Origin of the sequence: Parapedobacter koreensis, from assembly GCF_900109365.1 — a bacterium.
Taxonomy (GTDB): domain Bacteria; phylum Bacteroidota; class Bacteroidia; order Sphingobacteriales; family Sphingobacteriaceae; genus Parapedobacter; species Parapedobacter koreensis.
The window spans coordinates 665,866-684,693 of record NZ_FNZR01000002.1; the positions used below are offsets into that span (position 1 = coordinate 665,866).

Below are 18,828 nucleotides of genomic sequence, written 5' to 3' on the forward strand. Positions count from 1 at the left end.
ATTAATCTCTACTTTCCAATAAAACCGTCTTTTTACGTGTATCCAAATCGGTATATTGTGCCAGTGCATCGCTTCGCTGACGCATCGTATTACTATAGCCACTATTCGTATCGTAGGTAGTGGTTCCGTAGAAATATTCACCAACCTGATAGATAAATTCAGGCTGTACCCTATTGATATAATATCCGTCCCTGGCCGCCTCGGCTATAAATGGATTGTTGGCCTGTGCCTCGAAGGGAATTTTAATCTGGTTGCCCTCAATAACCGCTGTACCCGTAAAATCTGCACCTATGCTTCTGTTTATGGTTTCGTGCAATAAGTTAACACTTAACCTATACAGGTTATCCTTTGTAAAGTATTTCCTGAACTGGTCAATATCAATTTTAGGGTTTAAATTAACGGTCAGTGTAAGCGTATCACCGAGATAAACGGTTTGTCCGGCTTCTTTTAAGGTGAAGGATGTGGCAATGTTTGACAGTATCGGCTGGGCGATAAAGATATCAAGACTGTTGGACGGAAAATCGCCCACCTGCACCCAGATGCGGTGCATGCCCGAATCCAGTTCCGTAGTGAATTTGGGCAGGTCTACGATAAGCTGTGTACCGGTAGTCAATTCTTCATCCATATCCAGGTCAAATTCATAGCCGTCACGCAGGCGCTGAGCATGAATACGTATATCCGCAATGCCATTGTTGGTCAAAAAATATTCACCATTGATCTTCAGCTGATCTATTGTCGCCCAAGACCAGCTTGTAATGTCATCAAAGGCAGACAACACAGGTATTGCCTCATTGAAAATAGGCTTGAGTGTATATTCCTTTGTCGTTCCGTCTTCTGCAGTCACGGTGTACACCGTGTTTTCGGAAAACGCCACAGCTTCACCCGAAGCCGGGGAAACCGCCGCGCCTTCGGAGAGGGTTATGTTTGGCCTTATCGTTGCCGGGCGCTCGGCATCTGCCGACCAATACACTTTAATTTCATCACCACTGATGACACCGTTGATGGAATCCAGTTCGTTGTAGCCCCCTAAACTAAAACGTTCTATGGAATTATAAGGGCGTTTGAGCTGCTCATAGTTCGTCTTTTTGCAGGAAGAGACCGCGAAAAGAAGCAGCAGGCTGCATACGACACCCGTGTAACCGATATATTTTTTATTTTCTGTCATGATTATTTATATTGGATAGTCTTACTCTTTTTCGTTTACTGTAAATCTGATGGGGCCTACGGAACAGGTAACGTACCCCTCAGTACCCCATCCGGCTTCTTCCTTAAAAGCCAGGTAGAAGCCAAAATTCGCATCTGAATACGTGGGTAATGCTAAGTCTGCATTAGCAACCGTGTTGTTCCGTGTATAATAACCTGCCGGCATGTCCGGGAAAATGGCTTTGATTTCCCGGCGGGTCTGACTTACAATTTCCAAGGGTATCTCGGTATCGTACAGCGATTCGGGAAAGCCTTCGGGAGCCACGAAACCATTGGGCCTTGGAGCCACCGTTACGCCATTCCTTACCAAGGTACCCTCTTTTTTTACTTTTATATACAGCCGTTCTACGGGCAGCAGTATGCTGGGACGATTGTATTCCGGCGGATTGATGGCGACCGAAAGCGTAAGCGTATCGCCGGGTGCGTAGGCCGCTGTCGAGTTAAAATAGGCGGTTGCCAATGGATATTTTTGATAGTAGATGTGTAGGTCGGGCAAATCCGCGCTACGCCCTTGGTGTTCTACACGTACGGTATAGTCGCCCGCCAGCGCTTCCGGAGATACGAAGGTATTGAACGTGTATCCATTATCGCCGGGTATCATCGATACTTTTTCTATAAAATTGTCGTACACCTGTCCCGTGGCCTTGTCGGTCAGGAGAAACCGGGCATTGGCGCTGGAGGATTCAAAATTGCCGGTGATGATCAACGGACTATTGGCAGCCCTGGCCAAGACAGTTTGTCCTTCTTCCAGCAGCGCATAGGTGGCGTGAAGGGAATCTCCATGCGGCAATATTTTCTGGATCAGCCTATAAATACGCTGTTCGCCGGAGGCGGCTGCTACTGTGTAGTTGTACTCCGTCGAATCGGGATTGATGCGCACAGGCTCCAACCCACCATCCAGGTTAATCTCATTGCCTGCACTATCCAAAAGAGTAGCCCCTTCGTCCATCTTCACTTCCACATTAAGGTACTCGATGCCCAGGTAATAGGGAATATACACGGTAATCGTATTATTTTCGTTGTCAATGGCGCCCAAAAGTTCCTGTTGCGCATTGGTGACCCGGTATTCCACGATGTGGTTTTGCGGCTCCGTTTCATAATCGGTATACTCCGTTTTTGTACAGGACTGAACGATGCCGATCAGTGCGATAAGCCAGAAGTACGGCTTGCTGTTTGGTATGATTGTATTCATTGTTCTTGTTATTTTTATTGTGATGAGTTTTTATTCTTCTATATGCTCCACGTTCTCTTCGCCTACCGTGATCTTTTTGTTTGTCAGGTCTACGGTTAAGGGCGGCCTACGGGCTACGAAACCAAAGCGTCTTTCGTCTGCCCGGATCACCATATACCGGAAACTCATATAACCGCCCGGCATATCGGTGCCGCGCCGCATTTCCCTGGGATCCAGGGTGCCTTTATAGTAGCTTTGCATCTCCAGCTTGACGTAATTGCCATTGGCCGTCCGGACGATGATGGTCTTGGGCCTGACTTCATAATAGCCGCTATTTAATCCGGGGAAAGTCCGGGCAAGGTCTTCGGACAGGCAATACATCATGTGCAGGTAACGATTTCCGGTAGCTGCCTTATCGGGATCGGAACTTCTGGACCATTCCACCATGTCCGGACGGAATGCGTTTCCAAAAAAGGTATAGTATATATAACCCAATCCACTCCCATTGAAATTATCCAAACCGGCATTGCCGGGGGTGCTGAAGCGGTTATCCTCCGGCACGGAAGTCACCTGACTATAGGCCGAGTCCAGCAATAACAAACCGCCAACAGCCGATGAGCCGTAACCAACACCCGCATGCCCTCCGTTGTTGCTGGATAACCCGCCCAATCCTCCAATCGATATATCCCAACGCTCGCTGCTTTTATAAGCGATATGAACGGTCGAGAATTTTTCAAGGCTGAACAACATCGGATCCGAGTCATCAAGGGGTCGGTGTCCTTCCGGAAGATTTGAAAGCCCCCAATCCAGCACTTGTATCTCCCTATTAAACACCGAATCGCTCGGCGGTGTATCCGGCTCCCAGTCAAACCCGTTGAGGTCGTAGATTTCGCCGCAGGAGGCAAATAACGTAATCATAAGTACCAGTATAAAGGTTTGCGATTTCGCGAATCTGCGACTGTGCAAATCTGCCAGTTTACGCATCATCAATTTTCCGCTTTCCATTATTTGGTGTTTAAGTCCTTGCTGCCATCCTGCTGCACGAAATACCGAAAAGTGAAATACGGTGCTGGCCAATACATATCCGTCACGGCAGGTGGATTGCCTTTGTATGCGCTCAGCAATTGCAGTTTGGCGTATTTCCCATCGGGTAGCCGCAACACATAGGTACGGTTGGGCAGCGCTTTCATGATATGGGTGGTCGCGTTATAGCTGAACCAACCCGGGGAACCTTCCGATTGTGCCCAACCGACGGCACCCACTCCATTGTTGTCAAACTCCACATCCGACGGTGCGGTGGTCACCGCTTCGTAAGGTTGCTCCACCAATACAATGCCCGTGTTGGTTACCGGTCCCTGATACCCCGGATTGTTCGGATCCGCAGCATGGTTGATATAGATTTCACTGTTGTAGTTGCCGGTAAAAGCAATGTCCCAATCGGCGGTTTTCAGCCATTGGGCGGAATCGGCCTTGGTGCGTATCCAGATTTGCCGTTTATCACGCAGGCGGTATAGAAATGTATAAAAGGGGCGTCTTTCCTTGCCGTCTATCCCATCGGCTATCGAGGCTTGGGTATCCCCTGCCAGGTCATATATGACCGTGCTTTTGCCGTCTTCCAACGGGGGTGCCACAGGGTCGTCCTTCCCACACGCGGCAAGCAGCAAGACAACGATTGCTGTTTTATTTAAAACCGTTCTAAATAAACTCATGCCGCAAAGGTGGACAAATGGTTGGAATCACGATATATTCAAAGCGTATTTTTTTATATGCAATCCGTATTTTTGGTGTTTAATGTGATTTAGAAAAGGTTTTAGTTGATTGCACAGGCAAACAGTGAACAGCTAAACTTCCGGCAATAGCCCGGGTGCCAATCGGTAAGCTTGATTTCGTGTGCCCGCTGCCTTTCGCTCCAGCAAACCAAGCTGCGCCAGCAATTTTAAGCCATTATATACGGTAGACCAGCTGATGGGATGCCGAGACCGGAGCTGTATCCAAAAAGCTTCCACATCCGGAATCGCCTGCGCTTTGCAAACCTCCTCAATCAGTACACGACGTTGTTGGCTGATGACATATCCGCCATCAGCCAATCGTGTGAGGATAATCTGTGAAAGCCTTTTCCTGCCCATCGGAGTGAAGCTATACGATATCCGTTGCTATCGAATCACGGGTGAATACATCACCGAATCGCTCAAAGGTCTCCTGTGCTGCCCGCAAAACCGATTCGCGATCGCCCGTGCCACTTGCCTGAACATCCAATGCTTCGGTGAAAGCACTCCACATCCTGCCGGTTTCGGCACCATAACCCGAAAAAAAGGAAAATCCCGCCGTGATTCCCTGTTTTTGCAATAGCTGCACAATGTACGGGCCACCCATGATGGAACCTTCCAGCACATACAATGCGCCCAATGCCGCGGCTGTGCTATCAACGGACGGAGCGATGGCTGTCGGCAGGGTTTCGGTTGTACCGCCCAAGCTTTCAATATCCCGTTTCAGGTAATCCGAATTGCGCCGTTCGGTGTAGTCGGGCAATACCTCTGGCGTAATGTATTCGGCGATGGCCCGTTCCACGGCACGAAAATAGGCGTAGAAATAATTCAGAAATGCTGCATAATCCGCTTCCGAACGGATACCCTTAAGCCGCCGTACCACGGTCTTCTCCAATTGTTGGTGGGCTACGCGTGTAGCCGATTTCAATTCGTTGCTAATCATGGATACAAAATTGCGCAAGCCCCGTGGCAAGTGTTCTATGCAATCCGTATTACTTTATATGCTATCCGTATTTTTTTATATGCAATCCGTATTTTCTATCACTTGTACCCGGATTGGATGCTTGGTTGGCTTGGATTTGGCGTGCGGAAAACGTTCTTTTGCACCGGATGAAAACGGCTCTGTATTTTCTTGTTTTATGGGCAGCACTGTTAATCACCCATGGCACATATGGGCAGCCCCGCCGCATTGTTTCATTGAGCGGCGCGCTCAGTGAAACGATTGACGCGCTGGGACTGGGCGACCGCCTGGTGGCTGTGGATGTCACCAGCGAATACCCGGCCTATGTCAAAAAGCTGCCACGGGTGAGCGAGGATCGAACTGTTCCACTGGAGGGGCTCCTCGCTTTCCGGCCCGATTTGGTATTGGCTCCCACAGGGGACTTGGCGCCCGATGTAGAACGTCGCCTGAAACAACTCGGCATTAAACTGGTTACACTACGGCAGGAATACAGTCCAAACGGGGCGGTGCGTTTCGTACGGGACGTTGCTGGCGCGCTGGGTGTGCCGGAAAAAGGAGATGCGCTCGCCCGCGAGCTTAAACAGGATCTCGAAAGTGCCTTGCAAAAAAGGAAAATCCCGCAAAAAAGGACAAAAGTGCTGTTTATATACGCCCAGGGTGTGGGTTTGATGAGCGTCGCAGGCAAGGGCAGCTCCATCGATGCCATCATCGAGCTGGCCGGAGGCCGCAATGCCATCCAGGAGTTTTCGGATTTCAAACCATACAGCACGGAAGCATTGGTCAAGGCCAATCCCGATGCCATCCTGCTATTCGACTTTGGTTTGAGTAGCCTGGGTGGCCCGGCAGCTGTGCTCCGGATGCCCGGTATATCGCTCACCACGGCCGGGAAATCCAAGCGCATCATCGAGATGGACGGTCCCCTGCTCGTCAACTTCGGTACCAGACTGCCACAGGCCCTCACCGCACTTAACCGGGCGCTTTGTCCCTGAAAAGCATCATGGCAGGCACAACAAAAACATATACCAGCTATGTGACCATGCTTCTCTTATTGGTGCTGGCGGTGATCTTGTCCCTGAGCTGGGGAGCTATGCCCATCCCGATAGGCGACGTGGTGGTGAGCCTGTTGCAACGTGTCGGGTTATACGAAGACGTGGCCGTCGACGAACTTTATTCCGGCGTGATTGCGCTGGTACGCTTACCACGTGCCGTCATGGGCTTGCTGGTGGGCGCTTCACTCGGCATATCTGGAGCGGCTATCCAAGCCATCTTCCGCAACCCGCTGGCTGAACCGGGAATCATCGGTGTATCTGCGGGAGCATCTTTCGTAGCTGCACTCCTCATCGCTTTCGAAGCGACGCTCTTCACGGCTTTCAGCGATCTTTTCGGACATTATCTGTTGGCCTTGGGGGCATTTTCCGGTGCCGGTGCCGCCACTTGGCTGGTTTACCGGATTTCGCTGGTGGACGGCAGGCCCCACATTAGCACCATGCTGCTGGCGGGCATCGCCATCAATGCCATGGCCGGTGCGCTCACCGGGCTCATCTCCTACCTTGCCGATGAACAGCAGCTCCGCACCATCACCTTCTGGATGCTGGGCAGCCTGGGCGGTGCAAGTTGGGAAACGGTCATTGTGTTGCTTCCATTTACCGTACTGACGATCATAGGCCTCCCCCTTCTGTCCAAACCGCTCAACGCGTTTGCCCTTGGCGAGCAGGAGGCACACCTGCTTGGTTTCAAACCTACGCAGGTAAAACGCCTGGTGATCCTACTTGCCACATTAGCGGTAGGTGCCTCCGTGGCGATGACAGGCATCATCGGTTTCATCGGGCTATTGGTACCCCATGGTATACGGATGCTGGGTGGGGCAGACAACCGTTACGTACTACCTGCATCGGCCCTGCTGGGGGCGCTGACCCTCACCGTGGCCGACCTGCTTGCGCGGATCGTAGCCCTACCTGCCGAATTGCCTATAGGTGTGATCACCGCCCTGCTGGGTACCCCGCTGTTTCTCTATATCCTGATACGCGATAAGAAAAAAATCATCCATTAATATTATTTTTGCCGCAACATGATCAGTGTGGAAAACCTCACATACACCATCAAGGACCAAACGCTTTTACGCGCGGTGAGTTTTAGTATCGGCAGCGGCGAACTGGTTGCGCTACTGGGGGCAAACGGTGCGGGCAAATCCACACTCATCAAACTGTTGGGCGGTGAAAAAAAGCCGTCATCGGGCTGCATCCGGCTGGCAAAAAAAGCGTTGGAAAAGTATACCCCGCTTGAATTGGCTGTCCGGAGGGCCACCATGGGTCAACAGCACCAAGTATCCGCAGATTTTACAGTGGCCGAAGTGGTCATGATGGGAAGGTATCCCCACTATACGAGTAACCCGAAAGCGGCCGACCATCAGACGGTCGAAGAAACGATGGCCGTATGTGGGATCACGCTGTTTTCCGAACGCCCTATCCAATCCCTATCCGGCGGCGAACAGCAACGCGTGCACCTCGCCCGCGTACTGGCGCAGGTATGGGACCGGCCCAACGGTGTGTTGCTGATGGACGAACCCGTATCGGCTATGGATGTACAATATCAACACCAAACGTTGGCCATCCTGCGAGCATTGGCCGATAGGGGGTATACGGTGCTAACCGTGCTCCATGACATCAACCTTGCCGCACATTATGCGCATCGGCTGATCCTGATGAAGAATGGCCGGAAATTGCACGATGGAACGCCGTCTGAAATACTTAATGAACGGAATATCTACTCCGTATTTTCGATGGATGCGCACGTCATCGTTAATCCCCGGAGTCTGAAAACCAATATCTTGCCGTTGGGCCAGCGGCTGGAAGCGCACGAGTTCAATAGCTTTTTGGGAGTTACCTCGCCAAATCACTGGGTGGCAAACCGAAATATTTCTTGAATGCGATACTGAAATTGTTCTGGTGGGAAAACCCAACTTCATGGGACACTTCAGAAATTGACATCCGATCCTCCATCAGCAGTTTGCGGGCATGTTCCATGCGGAGGCGAGTAACGTAATCGTAGACCGTCGTCCCGAAATATTCCTTGAAACCCCTACGAAGCTTAAACTCATTGAGTGCGACCATCCGCGAAAGTTCCCGCTGCGTGGGGGGATGGCGGAAGGTTTCTTTCAGGATTTCGCGGGCTTGCTCCAGCCGCATGACATCGTCTCCCTTGACGGAATACAGTTCGGGCCGATCGTGACCACCATTGAGTTGCTCCAGCTGGTACATCAGCAGCTCCAGGATACGCGCTTCGGTATGGATGCGTTTCAATTCGCCATGCTGGCGACAATTGACCAAATCATCAATGACGCGCCGCATCTCAAGTGTCACCGGAAAGTCTTCGGAGGCATACGATGTATATTGTCCACGTGCTATCTCTTTGACGAAATCTTCGTGTACGAGCGAGTGTCGGTCTATCAGGTTGAAGTAATAGTCTTTGCTCATTACCACCAGAAAATAGGTATAATCGATATTTTTTTTGATCTCGTGATCGCTACTGGTGGTCGGGGTGTATCGGATGTTGTGACGGCTCCTGCCGTAAAAGGTATTCGGCTTGCCCTTTGATTGTTCGGATGCCCGTCTGTAAAAAATAAACTGGCTGGCGATGATCTCGCCCATCACTTCGGTATGGATATTGAGCGGTTCATCGAAGAGGATCTCTGAATTCATCATGAATAAACCACCGGTAGCCAATTGATGGCTGGCCAGGAATACCGGCTTCCGATGGATGGCCACCTCTTTCTCAATCAACCGATAGTTGGGGGTATACCTGTCGGGGACATCCTCGATGAATAGCCAATCGGCCATGCCTTCTATCCGCGATTTGATTACCATAGCATCCTATCTATGGTACAAACATAAGTAATTATTTAGAATTGTTATAAACAATTATTTTGCAGTCTACAACGACTCCAGAAAAGCAATTACAGCGTCGCGATCAGGCTTACCGAGTGTCCGAAACCGATCTTTTGCCGCTTCGGCCTCACCGCCATGCCATAAGATGGCTTCCTGAAGGTTGCGTGCGCGGCCATCGTGGAGGAAGTTGGTATGGCCGTTCACTTTCTGTGTGAGACCGATGCCCCACAATGGCGCCGTGCGCCACTCATTTCCGTCTGCCAGGAAATCCGGGCGGTTGTCGGCCAATCCCTCCCCCATGTCATGCAGCAGCAGATCGGTATAGGGGTGGATGAGCTGGTAGCTGGTTTGTGGGAAAGCCGTGGTGACGGCCGTCCGTTGATCGGGGATATGGCATTTGGAACAACCCAACGACAAGAAAAGCGCTTTCCCCTGTTGCACGGTGGCTGCCCCGACATTACGCCTCCCCGGAACAGCAAGGGTACGCAAATAAAAGTCAACGGCATAGAGTAGGCTATCGGTAATCTCCAGCACGCCATCGGTATCGGAAAAGAGCCTGTTCGCAATGCCAATATCAGCAAAATAGGCCGCTGCAGTCTGTTGCAATAGGCTGGGTTGGTTGGCTTTCCAGCCAAAACGCCCCAAGGTCGTCCGCTGCTCGTCAATATTCCATACCCAATTTGCCCGCCCACTGATGCCATCACCGTCGAGGTCACTGGGATCTTCACGGGCAAGGATGTCGACGTCGCTTATCGCTTCCAGCAGTCCCAAACCGAAAATGGGCGCCGCCACACGCGGTGAAAGCAATACTCCCTGCGGTAATGGCCTATACGGATTGGTAATGGTATAGGTGGGCCGTCGGAGTTCATAGGACGTGCCGTCGCCAAAGGCAAACGACTCATTGGTATAGCCAATCGCCACATCGGCCTCCGGCTGGTAATTGAGCAGGGCACGGTTTTGGATTTGATCGCCGTAGCCGGGTACCGGCAGCGGGCTGCCATGCTCCCCCACACCCGGGAGGCTGACCCTGAACAGCATATTGGCAGCGCTTTCTCCCCGGCCCGGAATCTTGCCACGGCCATCGTTGACATGGCAAGAAGAGCAGGATACGTTATTGAAAACTGGCCCCAGCCCCGGGTTAAGCGGAGCCGGAGCAGAAACAAAAGTGGCATTAAACTGCACATCACCCACTTCGTGAACCCTTGCCAAATACGCAGGGAGGCCATTGAATGCGTGCCCGAACGCCCCGCTTCCCTGGTCGAATACCGTTTGCTCCCCTCCCGATCGCCACTCATCATCCGGATTCGTTGTATCATCCTGGTATTTCCGGCAAGCCAGTTGGAGGGTCAACACGCCGACGACAAATGCGATAGCTAACTTTGTGGATTTATATAGGTGCATGCCGGCAGGGATGTGCGTTACCTTACATATTGCAAGACGAACGGATTCAGTTTGCCTTCCAGCGTAGTCGCCAAAGCATTGATTTTGTCCATGGCATTTTGTATGTCTGATTGCCTGGTTGTGATAGCCTCCCCAAACGGTACGTTGAACGCATCCAGTGCAGCAATAGCCGCTGCGTGGTTGGCTTTGATTTCCGCGTCGAGCGACAGGTTATGGGTACGCACCAAATCTTCCAGCCCCTTGCCATCCGTGTTGAATTTGCCCTGATACATCAGCAAGATACCCGTAATGTTGTTCTTGAAGTCGGTAAAGGAATTCTTAGCGAAAGGACTCTCTTCAAGCGTGGGATCCGCAGCATCAAAAGGCTCCTTAATTTTGGCATTAGCCACCTCGTCACAAATCCCCGCCATTGCATCCACCAGTTGCAGGAATGCTTCCTGTCGGGTAGCAAATTCCGAAGACCCACGGCCGGCGTTGGCCAACTCCTGTGTATATCCGTTTTGCCAGGTGTCTTTTACATCAGCGCTCAGTTTGGTCAGGTTTTCACCCAAGGCGCTGAGGTAGGCCTTTTCCCGGTCGGTAAACTGCGCTGCGGTCTTGTTTCCGTTTTCCCCCCAAAGCAGGTACTCAATCGGATGGAACCCTTTCAGCGATTCCTCCAATCCGTCAATATATGCCTCCGTCAGTTCGTCTCCATTGGCGAGTATACCATCAAGGTCATTGAAATCCACAGGCCAGGTATCGATACGGGGATCGATTTCATCGGCATCAATTGGACCAAAAAGCCAGCTTTCCGTACGTTCCCAAGTGGTGCGGATATCGCGCCATGCTGCTTGGGCAGCAGCGAGGTTAGCGTCGGTGGTCGTACCGTTGAGGGTGGTAATCGCTTCGTTCAAAGCCACGGCCTTGGCGTGCATGTCGATGTATGAATCCTCACAGACATTGGTAGCAACCTGGGCCAGAATTTCTTCCTGCAAGGCGATGTCGTCCGTACCGTCATTGCCATCGTCGTCCTTGCTGCAAGAAAGTGTTATGAAAAGCACCGTGGCCAGCAAGCATGAAAAGGTAATTGCTTTTGTTTTCATTGTATATTAAGTTAAATAAATGAGTATTTGATGATTATTAAATTCGGTTTTGAATGTTTTCAGCGGCTCGAAGGCCGGTTCTTTCACGACCTGCCCCTCCAGATCGAATACACTCCCGTGGGCATGACAATAGATACGTTCGGCCGTAGGAGTAAGGCCCACACCCTCGTGCGTACAATGGAGATAAAGCGCCAGGTAGCGCTCGCCGACTTTCCTGAGCAAGATATCGTTTTCCAGCGTATTGGTCCGTACCACCAACATCTCCACCCCCTCCACGAAACTCGTCTCGGGAACAGTAAGCACCCGCCCCGCATCCGGGCTTAATTTCACCATCGGAAGCCGCGTGGCGCAAGCGTTCAACAGGCTTGCACCAGACAACCCCAGGCACGCTGCACATCCTGATTTAATAAATATCCTTCTTGAAACCATTTTGTTTAGAAATTATAGGCTACCCCCACATTGACAAATCCATTGTCCTTGAAATAAGGTACCCGCTGTGGAAAAGGAGTCACGATGAGTGCCGGATTAAATTCGCCGGTAATCCTCCGTACATAGTCGGCCTTGACGGCTACCCCACGGACGGGTTTGTATGTCAATCCGCCAATGAGGTATTGTTTCCGGTTGGCCGGATTATCGATGCCATTGGATGGAACCTTAGCCGACAAATCCATCCATTCATAACGGCCAAATACCGCCAGCATCTTTTCGCCTTTATAGTACCTGTAAAACAAATCATAAGCAACTTCACCATAGGCACCGTATAATTCTTCTGCCGTATTGTTCGCAAAAGCACGGTTGATTTCCGAGGCATGGGCCACATGGATATACGTCGCGATGGCCCGGATATTCACAGGGCCGTGGTTGTAGCTCACATTCATCTCGCCCAACGACACCGGATTGCCGAAGGCTCCCCCATCGAGCAACAGGCTATCTGCTACGCGCTTTTCCAGGGCAGTGGAGCCCCCTAAATAAGCCGATGCCTGTATGCGGAAGTTGTGGAAGTAGTATAAAAGCGAACCGCTCACGGCCAGGTTGATCCCATCTGTGGCCTGCCCCAATTGCTTGCCCCCGCCGATACCCGTACTGCTGCTAAAGTTACCTGAATTTAGGCCATTGGTGAGCGCAAGGCTGTAATTGAGCCCAGGCACGTCGCGCACCTGCCCATAAAGCCCCACGCCGACCTCCCGCCACACCGACGGGATGATCTGCTGCTCCAGGTACGGCCTGTCCACCCCATTGAAGGTCGTGGGCAAATGATTTTCATTCAGAAATCCAATCCGTGGGATAAAGAGCCCTGCCACTAAATACAAAGAGGGGTTAAAATTGAATTTCAGGAATGCCTGTTCCATGGAAATGCCCCCAAGCCCCTTCCCGCCCCCCTCATCGTTGTTGGCCCCGGCGACCAGTGCGTTCTCCAGCTCCAGCTCTGTAAATAGGGAAATATTGTTGCTGAATTTGTGTCCCACAAATAACACGACACGCATCAGCCTGGCTTCGGCACTTTGGCGTTTGGTGTCTAACCCGTATTTGGCTTCTCCATACCCGGAAAGGACGGTCGTTTGGTGCCTTTCGATAAGGCCCGAGGCCAATGAATCTTCAGAGGTAAGCACCTGGGCGTTAAGCGTGCAGATTGATAAAATATACGTACAAATCAGTATGGCAAATACCCGTTTCTCCATATAAGGGACATATACGGGCAAAATTAATTTGTTTTTATTTAGAATGGATAAAATTAACCTCTCATTTTTTAGTGATTTACGTCACTTTTTTCAGGCGACCGCTATATTTCGTTTTATGGCTGATCCGTCCGGAATGGCGATGCCGGCAACCCCTCCTTGTTGTAGAGGTTGGCACATTCCGGGTTGTCTGCCCACCCATACCGGACGTACAATGGCTTGTCAATATCGTCATTCCATATGACCACGGTGTTCCTCTCAATTCGGGCATTTGCCCACACAAAATGTTTATCCGCTCCAGCAATGGCAAAATGGCACAGATCACCGCCGTCTTTAGCAACCAGACCGCTGCCAACTTGATCAAAGGATACGATAATTTGGTTGCCTTTCACTTCCACCGATTCCACGATAGGCCCAGAATGCACGACACCCGTATCCCCATAGGCCAGCTTTTCCGCAGCCAGCGCCAATCGCTCGCCTACGTCCTTCTTATTCAACGGATGGATATCATTCCACTCGCCGAGATCGATAGCCACGGCCATCGCCGTGTGGGGCACGGACAACGTTTGCAGTTGCTGCTCACGGAGCAGTGCCCAATTACTTTCCGTAGGCGAAAAATCCACCTCCATGAAGTTGGGAAGCTGTACATAGATGAATGGCAGTGCGCCCAGCCCCCATTTGTTTCTCCAATCTGCAATCAATGCTTTCATTAGCGACCCGTAATCGTCCGGACGGTGGGTATTGGCTTCGCCCTGGTACCAAAGAAACCCCTTGATGGCATAGTCAGCAGCCGGAGCCACCATGGTATTATACAGCCCCGTGGGTTCATTCTGCGCGCTGAATACCGGTGCACGGGCAGTTGAACCATCGAGCGTAGGCGGCTGCACCATGCCGATTTGGTACATCCAATCACCCCGTAGGTCAATGGTATGTTCGCCATCGGTCAGCGAATAATTTTTATCGGGCACAAACCCACCCTTACCCGCAGTGTTGGTCACCCGTACCACAATAAGATTTTTCCCTCCCTTCAAAACCCCTTCGGGTATTTCATAGCGGCGCGGGGGGTATTGGTAGGTAATATTGCCCACTTTAATGCCATTTACATAGGTCTCATCGGCATCTACGATACGCCCAAGAAACAATTTCGCCGGGCGTCCCGCCATAGCTGGCGGAATGTCTACTTCCTTCCTAAACCAAAGCACGCCATGCAGATTCCTTGTCCCTTGATCGTCCCAGTAACCCGGCATCCAAAACGGACGCCAGCCCTGCGGCTCGTAAGCCGGGTCGAACCAAGCCACCGGGCCAGTGGTACCCTTATCCACCGGAAATGGTTTAGGTTGCGACGGTACCTCATCGGGCATTGTGAGGACACGGTAATACGCAGTATCCTGCAAGGCAGCAATATGTGCAGCATAAGGTTCCAAATTCCCCAGCCCGTCTGCACTAACCCAGGCCTGTGCCGGCGTACCGCCCACGCTGGCGTTGATAATACCGATGGGTACCCGATACCTTTCATAAAGTTGCCGGGCAAAGAAAAAAGTCGCGCCACCCATCGGCAGAACATGTTCAGGTGTCGTCGTCACCCATTTTCCCGGTGGTAGGTCATCCTGTACCTTACGGACATCCGCAGCCGTGGGCACAAAAAAATTGCGTATTTGGGGATACGCTGCCGAAGCTATCGCATCAGGGTACTTCTCTTTGATGCGTTCCATGGGCAACACCATGTTTGACTGACCCGAACAGAACCAGACATCGCCGATGAGAATATCCCGGACAGTGACTTGGTTATCTCCTTGGATATCCATGGTGTAAGGCCCTCCCGCATCCATGGGCGGCAGTACCACGAGCCACTTCCCGTCGCGCCCAGCCACTGCTCGATACGATTTGCCCGCAAACTGCATTGCGACTCGTTCATTGGGAGACGCCCAGCCCCAAATCTTCAGGTCTACGCCGCGCTGTAATACCATCCCGTCACTGACAAGGGCAGGAAGCCTCACATCTGCAACGACCGACGAACACAACATCCCCTGGAAAAAAAGGAAAAGTATGGCGATGCGAATAGTACCCGACAGTGACGTCCGTGCTGCTTCCTTGATAGTCATCGTTTCTTTAGCTAATTTGGTTAAACACATGGGTTTACTTGGCAAGTATACAAAAAATTAGTTAATATTGCAATCGGTTGCATTCTCAGGAAAAGAAGCGCCTTAATTTGACTAACCATTAAACCTTAGTAATGATGAAGAAAAGATTCTATTTTCCGGCCCTAACTGCCTTTCCTGTTAGCATTTTCCTGCTGATAGGGTGCCAACAGCGATCATCGCAATCTGCTGACGGTGACGGCGATCCACGTTTCGAAGGGGCCATATCCCAGCCACTGGTTTCCCATAGTTATACAGCCGATCCCTCCGCCCATGTGTTCGAGGGCAAAATTTACGTCTATCCATCACATGATATCGATGCCGGGACACCGGAGAACGACAATGGCGACCACTTCGACATGCGCGACTACCATGTATTTTCCATGGATAGTGTAGGTGGTGAGGTCACAGACCATGGCGTGGCGCTAAAACTGGAAGACATTCCCTGGGCCGGAAGGCAGCTCTGGGCACCGGATGCAGCCCACAAAAATGGCAAATACTATTTCTACTTCCCGGCAAAAGACAAGCAGGATATTTTCCGCATCGGCGTAGCCACGTCCGATAAACCCACAGGACCTTTTGCCGCTGAGCCGGAGCCCATCCAAGGCAGTTTCAGCATGGATCCTACCGTATTTACGGATACGGACAGTACCTCCTACCTGTACTTTGGCGGCATATGGGGCGGCCAGTTGCAACGCTGGGCATCGGGCGAGTATGATCCGCAGGGTTCATCCACCGATCTGGAAAATGATAGCCTCCCTGCATTGACACCAAAGGTAGCCCGCCTAACGGATGACATGCTCCAATTTGCCGAAGCCGTGCGGGATGTGCTTATTCTGGACGAGAACGGGCAACCCCTGCTTACGGGCGACCACGACCGGCGCTTCTTTGAAGGCTCCTGGATGCACAAGTACAAGGACAATTATTACCTGTCTTATTCCACTGGCGATACCCATCAATTGGTATACGCCATCGGGGATAATCCTTACGGGCCGTTCACCTACCAAGGTGTGATCATGACCCCGGTCATCGGATGGACTACCCATCACTCCATTGTCGAGCACGGCGGTAAATGGTGGCTGTTCTACCACGACACCCAATTGTCCGGCGGCAAGACGCATCTGCGCAACATCAAAGTGACCGAACTCCAGTACGACAATGACGGACGCATCCGAACGATAAATCCATACCGCAATGCCGACCCCATCTAACGCGTACTGCTCCTGAAAAAATCCAATGAAAAAGGCTGTTTCGGTAAGTGAAACAGCCTTTCATGTTAATGGTCGACATGATCGACTTATTACAGGATTCGGTTAATTAATATTCCAGCTCGCCACTAAATTCCTCACTAACGTCCCTACCCGCTAATCCATCGGCGAATCCCTTGTACGCATGCTTACGTGCGTAATTTTGGTCCCAAAGGTTCGGTGCATCCTCAGGCAGCCAGTATTGGTGTTCCTGGGCATTATCCGAAATACCCCAGACCGTTATTCCAAATTGCTGTTCTTTTGGAATATGGGTGTTATACATTTCCACCACATAACGGTATAGCGCTGCCTGCTCCGCATATTGTTCCATTGTTGGAGAAGTGGTGCCCACCTGGATATCCAGTTCAGATACCTTGATCAATTTGCCCGTCGCTGCCAGCTTCTCAAACATCGCGGCAATATTATCCCTGTTGGAACTGAGTGACAAGTGCATCTGTGTGCCGATACCGTCTACGGCAGCGCCCTGACTTTCCATGTAATTTACATAGTCGATCAAGCCATCAAGTTTCGCTAATGATCCGCTTTCCAGGTTATAATCATTGATAAATAACTTATCCGTAGGCTTCGCTTGCTTGCGTGCCAAGTTAAATGCCAGCACAGCATAATCTTCTCCCAAATAGTCCTGCCAATAAAATTCATCGCTGGCCGGATCCACGACATTAGCTCCGGTTCTTAAGGTTCCACTCTCGGTCATCGGCTCGTTCACCACGTCCCACGCATGGACACTGCCCTGATAATGGGAAACCATCGCCGTAATCCACGTTTCCAACGCCCCTCCGATAAGCTGTTTTTTCTCTTCAGGTGTTTTCTCAATGATGAGCGTTCCACCCGGAGATCCTCCGCCGCCTTTTTCGACGACCTTTATGTCGTCTATATAGTAAGTGACACCCGGTAAATAGCCAAAATCAAAGCTCAGTTTTACACTGGTACCCGAGCTATAGGCTATCCCATCCAAATCAACACTGATCAACGACCAATCCGTGCCCGTCGTAAACGACTCACCGGCACCTGTACCCCGCCAGTCCAGCCACGGATATTGATTGGTCAGACCGGGGAACGAAACCCTGCCCTGGCCCGCCACGCTGGATTTCACATAAAAAGAAAAGGTATAGTCGTTACCTGCCTGCAGCGGCAGTCCGGGGCTTTCGAGTTGCAAATCCCACGCATTAGCTGCGGTTGCGGACGTGGTCATTTTCACCGCATAGCTGCCCGCATGAACATCCTCACCAACAACTTCAATTCCCGCACCGGGGTTCAGCGCCGCCCAGTCGCCTAAACTCCCGGATTCAAATCCACCGTTAGGCACGTGATTATATTCCGTCGGCGCCGCATCTTCATCGATGACACTGATCGAATTGATATCCACGTAATAAACACCGGGCACCTTACCCAAATCGAATGCAAGCTTTATCGTACTGGCGGTTGCGGTAAAGTCGGCCCCCAAAGTCGATGTGCTATACGTCATTTTAGTCCACACCCCACTGGTTTCGAATAGCGCTGCCCCATTTAACCACGGATAATTATTGGCCATCCCGTCAAAAGACATCCGTCCGTTTCCCGGCCCGTCTGACTTTATCCAAAAGGATATTTCGTAGCGGTGTCCTGCTGTGGCAGGAATGCCAGGGCTCATCAACTGGGTATCCCATTCATTTCCGGCAGCAGTGACCTCCAGGCGCAGCGCTGGGCCATTGCTGAGCCCACCATTGTCCACCAACGTCATGCCTCCTGCGTTATTTCTGCTCCAACCGGAGAATGAGCCGTCTGCCAGCGGACTCACGTCCAGTACACTGCCACCTGCCGCAGGCACGACCGTAGGCGCTATCAGACTGTTCAAATAACTCGCATTTTGATTTTGATGCCAAACCAGCGTGTGCCCATATACACGTAAGTTGGCCGCCACCAGCTGGTCAATGACCGCGTCCACGGGTCCGAAATTAATCGCGCCATCTGCCCCCACCATAGACCCGTGTTTCATTTCATAGCCGGCTACAACCTCGTGAAAATTTTCATTCACCAAGGTCCTATAGGTCTGATCACTCGAATACAAGGCGAAATCTATTCCGACGCCGAGTGTAAAATCGGAGTAGCTTTTCAGTACATCATACCTCGAAATCGCTTCGCGCAATTCCAATGGCAACTCCGCCATCGTGACCTGCCCGTATCGCGGGTCCCTCCCCCATTCCATCTTGTTTTTATCACAGGCACCAAGCATGGACAGCAGCAGCACACAGGCCATGAGCAGACCGTTGTGCATATTTATCTTTCTATTCATCAT

17 protein-coding genes are annotated in these 18,828 nt (G+C 51.4%); 4 read left to right on the forward strand and 13 right to left on the reverse strand.

Annotated elements, in window-relative coordinates:
• Window position 1: 1 nt before the first annotated feature.
• From BMW65_RS07095 to BMW65_RS07120, 6 genes are all read right to left on the reverse strand, one after another.
• A complete protein-coding gene (locus BMW65_RS07095; protein ID WP_090603983.1) occupies window positions 2–1,165 on the reverse strand; it encodes a DUF5018 domain-containing protein in 1,164 nt (387 codons plus the stop codon).
• A gap of 21 nt (window positions 1,166–1,186) precedes the next feature.
• Entirely contained in the window at window positions 1,187–2,395 is a 1,209-nt protein-coding gene (locus tag BMW65_RS07100; RefSeq protein WP_090603985.1) for a hypothetical protein, read from the reverse strand.
• A gap of 30 nt (window positions 2,396–2,425) precedes the next feature.
• A complete protein-coding gene (locus tag BMW65_RS07105) occupies window positions 2,426–3,292 on the reverse strand; it encodes an HmuY family protein (RefSeq protein WP_177181033.1) in 867 nt (288 codons plus the stop codon).
• An 86-nt stretch (window positions 3,293–3,378) separates the two neighbouring features.
• Window positions 3,379–4,083: an HmuY family protein gene (locus tag BMW65_RS07110; protein ID WP_090603989.1), complete on the reverse strand. Its 705-nt coding sequence runs from the start codon at window positions 4,081–4,083 to the stop codon at window positions 3,379–3,381.
• Window positions 4,084–4,215: 132 nt separating this feature from the next.
• Window positions 4,216–4,500 (reverse strand): transcriptional repressor, encoded by a 285-nt coding sequence (locus BMW65_RS07115; protein ID WP_090603991.1) that lies wholly within the window; start codon window positions 4,498–4,500, stop codon window positions 4,216–4,218.
• A 10-nt stretch (window positions 4,501–4,510) separates the two neighbouring features.
• Window positions 4,511–5,083, reverse strand: a complete 573-nt coding sequence (locus tag BMW65_RS07120; protein ID WP_090603993.1) for a biliverdin-producing heme oxygenase — start codon at window positions 5,081–5,083, stop codon at window positions 4,511–4,513.
• Window positions 5,084–5,250: 167 nt separating this feature from the next.
• Here BMW65_RS07120 and BMW65_RS07125 point away from each other — a divergent pair, with 167 nt between their 5' ends.
• The 3 genes from BMW65_RS07125 to BMW65_RS07135 are packed head-to-tail and all read left to right on the forward strand — an operon-like array spanning window position 5,251 to window position 8,024.
• Window positions 5,251–6,090 (forward strand): heme/hemin ABC transporter substrate-binding protein, encoded by an 840-nt coding sequence (locus BMW65_RS07125; RefSeq protein WP_090604314.1) that lies wholly within the window; start codon window positions 5,251–5,253, stop codon window positions 6,088–6,090.
• Between the two features lie 8 nt (window positions 6,091–6,098).
• Window positions 6,099–7,151 (forward strand): FecCD family ABC transporter permease, encoded by a 1,053-nt coding sequence (locus BMW65_RS07130; RefSeq protein ID WP_090603995.1) that lies wholly within the window; start codon window positions 6,099–6,101, stop codon window positions 7,149–7,151.
• An 18-nt stretch (window positions 7,152–7,169) separates the two neighbouring features.
• Complete coding sequence (locus BMW65_RS07135) at window positions 7,170–8,024, forward strand: heme ABC transporter ATP-binding protein (RefSeq protein ID WP_090603996.1); 855 nt, start codon at window positions 7,170–7,172, stop codon at window positions 8,022–8,024.
• On the opposite strand, the gene BMW65_RS07140 is transcribed toward BMW65_RS07135, so the two are convergent.
• The 6 genes from BMW65_RS07140 to BMW65_RS07165 form a co-directional block, all read right to left on the reverse strand.
• On the reverse strand, window positions 7,981–8,964 hold the full coding sequence (locus tag BMW65_RS07140) for a helix-turn-helix transcriptional regulator (RefSeq protein WP_090603998.1): 984 nt from the start codon (window positions 8,962–8,964) through the stop codon (window positions 7,981–7,983). The genes BMW65_RS07135 and BMW65_RS07140 overlap by 44 nt on opposite strands.
• A 66-nt stretch (window positions 8,965–9,030) precedes the next feature.
• Window positions 9,031–10,386, reverse strand: a complete 1,356-nt coding sequence (locus tag BMW65_RS07145; protein WP_090604000.1) for a di-heme oxidoreductase family protein — start codon at window positions 10,384–10,386, stop codon at window positions 9,031–9,033.
• 17 nt (window positions 10,387–10,403) lie between these two features.
• Complete coding sequence (locus tag BMW65_RS07150) at window positions 10,404–11,471, reverse strand: imelysin family protein (protein WP_090604001.1); 1,068 nt, start codon at window positions 11,469–11,471, stop codon at window positions 10,404–10,406.
• A 6-nt stretch (window positions 11,472–11,477) separates the two neighbouring features.
• Window positions 11,478–11,804, reverse strand: coding sequence for a QcrA and Rieske domain-containing protein (locus tag BMW65_RS07155; RefSeq protein WP_177181034.1), 327 nt, complete (start codon window positions 11,802–11,804; stop codon window positions 11,478–11,480).
• A gap of 101 nt (window positions 11,805–11,905) precedes the next feature.
• The gene (locus BMW65_RS07160; protein WP_090604003.1) at window positions 11,906–13,150 is read right to left on the reverse strand and encodes a hypothetical protein; all 1,245 of its coding nucleotides are present in this window, start codon (window positions 13,148–13,150) and stop codon (window positions 11,906–11,908) included.
• Window positions 13,151–13,263: 113 nt separating this feature from the next.
• The gene (locus BMW65_RS07165; RefSeq protein WP_245747533.1) at window positions 13,264–15,279 is read right to left on the reverse strand and encodes a sialate O-acetylesterase; all 2,016 of its coding nucleotides are present in this window, start codon (window positions 15,277–15,279) and stop codon (window positions 13,264–13,266) included.
• A gap of 101 nt (window positions 15,280–15,380) precedes the next feature.
• On the opposite strand from BMW65_RS07165, the gene BMW65_RS07170 reads away from it, so the two are divergent.
• Window positions 15,381–16,496 carry a glycoside hydrolase family 43 protein gene (locus tag BMW65_RS07170; RefSeq protein WP_245747534.1) on the forward strand — a complete coding sequence of 372 codons (1,116 nt, stop codon included), beginning with the start codon at window positions 15,381–15,383 and terminating at the stop codon, window positions 16,494–16,496.
• Window positions 16,497–16,602: 106 nt separating this feature from the next.
• On the opposite strand, the gene BMW65_RS07175 is transcribed toward BMW65_RS07170, so the two are convergent.
• Window positions 16,603–18,828 (reverse strand): endo-1,4-beta-xylanase, encoded by a 2,226-nt coding sequence (locus BMW65_RS07175; protein ID WP_218145356.1) that lies wholly within the window; start codon window positions 18,826–18,828, stop codon window positions 16,603–16,605.

Excerpts from the sequence above, each read along its gene's own strand:
- BMW65_RS07170 (WP_245747534.1), top strand. The coding sequence starts at position 15,381 with ATGATGAAGAAAAGATTCTATTTTCCGGCCCTAACTGCCTTTCCTGTT.
- BMW65_RS07150 (WP_090604001.1), bottom strand. The coding sequence starts at position 11,471 with ATGAAAACAAAAGCAATTACCTTTTCATGCTTGCTGGCCACGGTGCTT.
- BMW65_RS07130 (WP_090603995.1), top strand. The coding sequence starts at position 6,099 with ATGGCAGGCACAACAAAAACATATACCAGCTATGTGACCATGCTTCTC.
- BMW65_RS07095 (WP_090603983.1), bottom strand. The coding sequence starts at position 1,165 with ATGACAGAAAATAAAAAATATATCGGTTACACGGGTGTCGTATGCAGC.
- BMW65_RS07175 (WP_218145356.1), bottom strand. The coding sequence starts at position 18,828 with ATGATGAATAGAAAGATAAATATGCACAACGGTCTGCTCATGGCCTGT.
- BMW65_RS07120 (WP_090603993.1), bottom strand. The coding sequence starts at position 5,083 with ATGATTAGCAACGAATTGAAATCGGCTACACGCGTAGCCCACCAACAA.
- BMW65_RS07165 (WP_245747533.1), bottom strand. The coding sequence starts at position 15,279 with ATGTGTTTAACCAAATTAGCTAAAGAAACGATGACTATCAAGGAAGCA.
- BMW65_RS07140 (WP_090603998.1), bottom strand. The coding sequence starts at position 8,964 with ATGGTAATCAAATCGCGGATAGAAGGCATGGCCGATTGGCTATTCATC.
- BMW65_RS07100 (WP_090603985.1), bottom strand. The coding sequence starts at position 2,395 with ATGAATACAATCATACCAAACAGCAAGCCGTACTTCTGGCTTATCGCA.
- BMW65_RS07125 (WP_090604314.1), top strand. The coding sequence starts at position 5,251 with ATGAAAACGGCTCTGTATTTTCTTGTTTTATGGGCAGCACTGTTAATC.
- BMW65_RS07135 (WP_090603996.1), top strand. The coding sequence starts at position 7,170 with ATGATCAGTGTGGAAAACCTCACATACACCATCAAGGACCAAACGCTT.
- BMW65_RS07160 (WP_090604003.1), bottom strand. The coding sequence starts at position 13,150 with ATGGAGAAACGGGTATTTGCCATACTGATTTGTACGTATATTTTATCA.
- BMW65_RS07115 (WP_090603991.1), bottom strand. The coding sequence starts at position 4,500 with ATGGGCAGGAAAAGGCTTTCACAGATTATCCTCACACGATTGGCTGAT.
- BMW65_RS07145 (WP_090604000.1), bottom strand. The coding sequence starts at position 10,386 with ATGCACCTATATAAATCCACAAAGTTAGCTATCGCATTTGTCGTCGGC.
- BMW65_RS07155 (WP_177181034.1), bottom strand. The coding sequence starts at position 11,804 with ATGGTGAAATTAAGCCCGGATGCGGGGCGGGTGCTTACTGTTCCCGAG.
- BMW65_RS07105 (WP_177181033.1), bottom strand. The coding sequence starts at position 3,292 with ATGATTACGTTATTTGCCTCCTGCGGCGAAATCTACGACCTCAACGGG.
- BMW65_RS07110 (WP_090603989.1), bottom strand. The coding sequence starts at position 4,083 with ATGAGTTTATTTAGAACGGTTTTAAATAAAACAGCAATCGTTGTCTTG.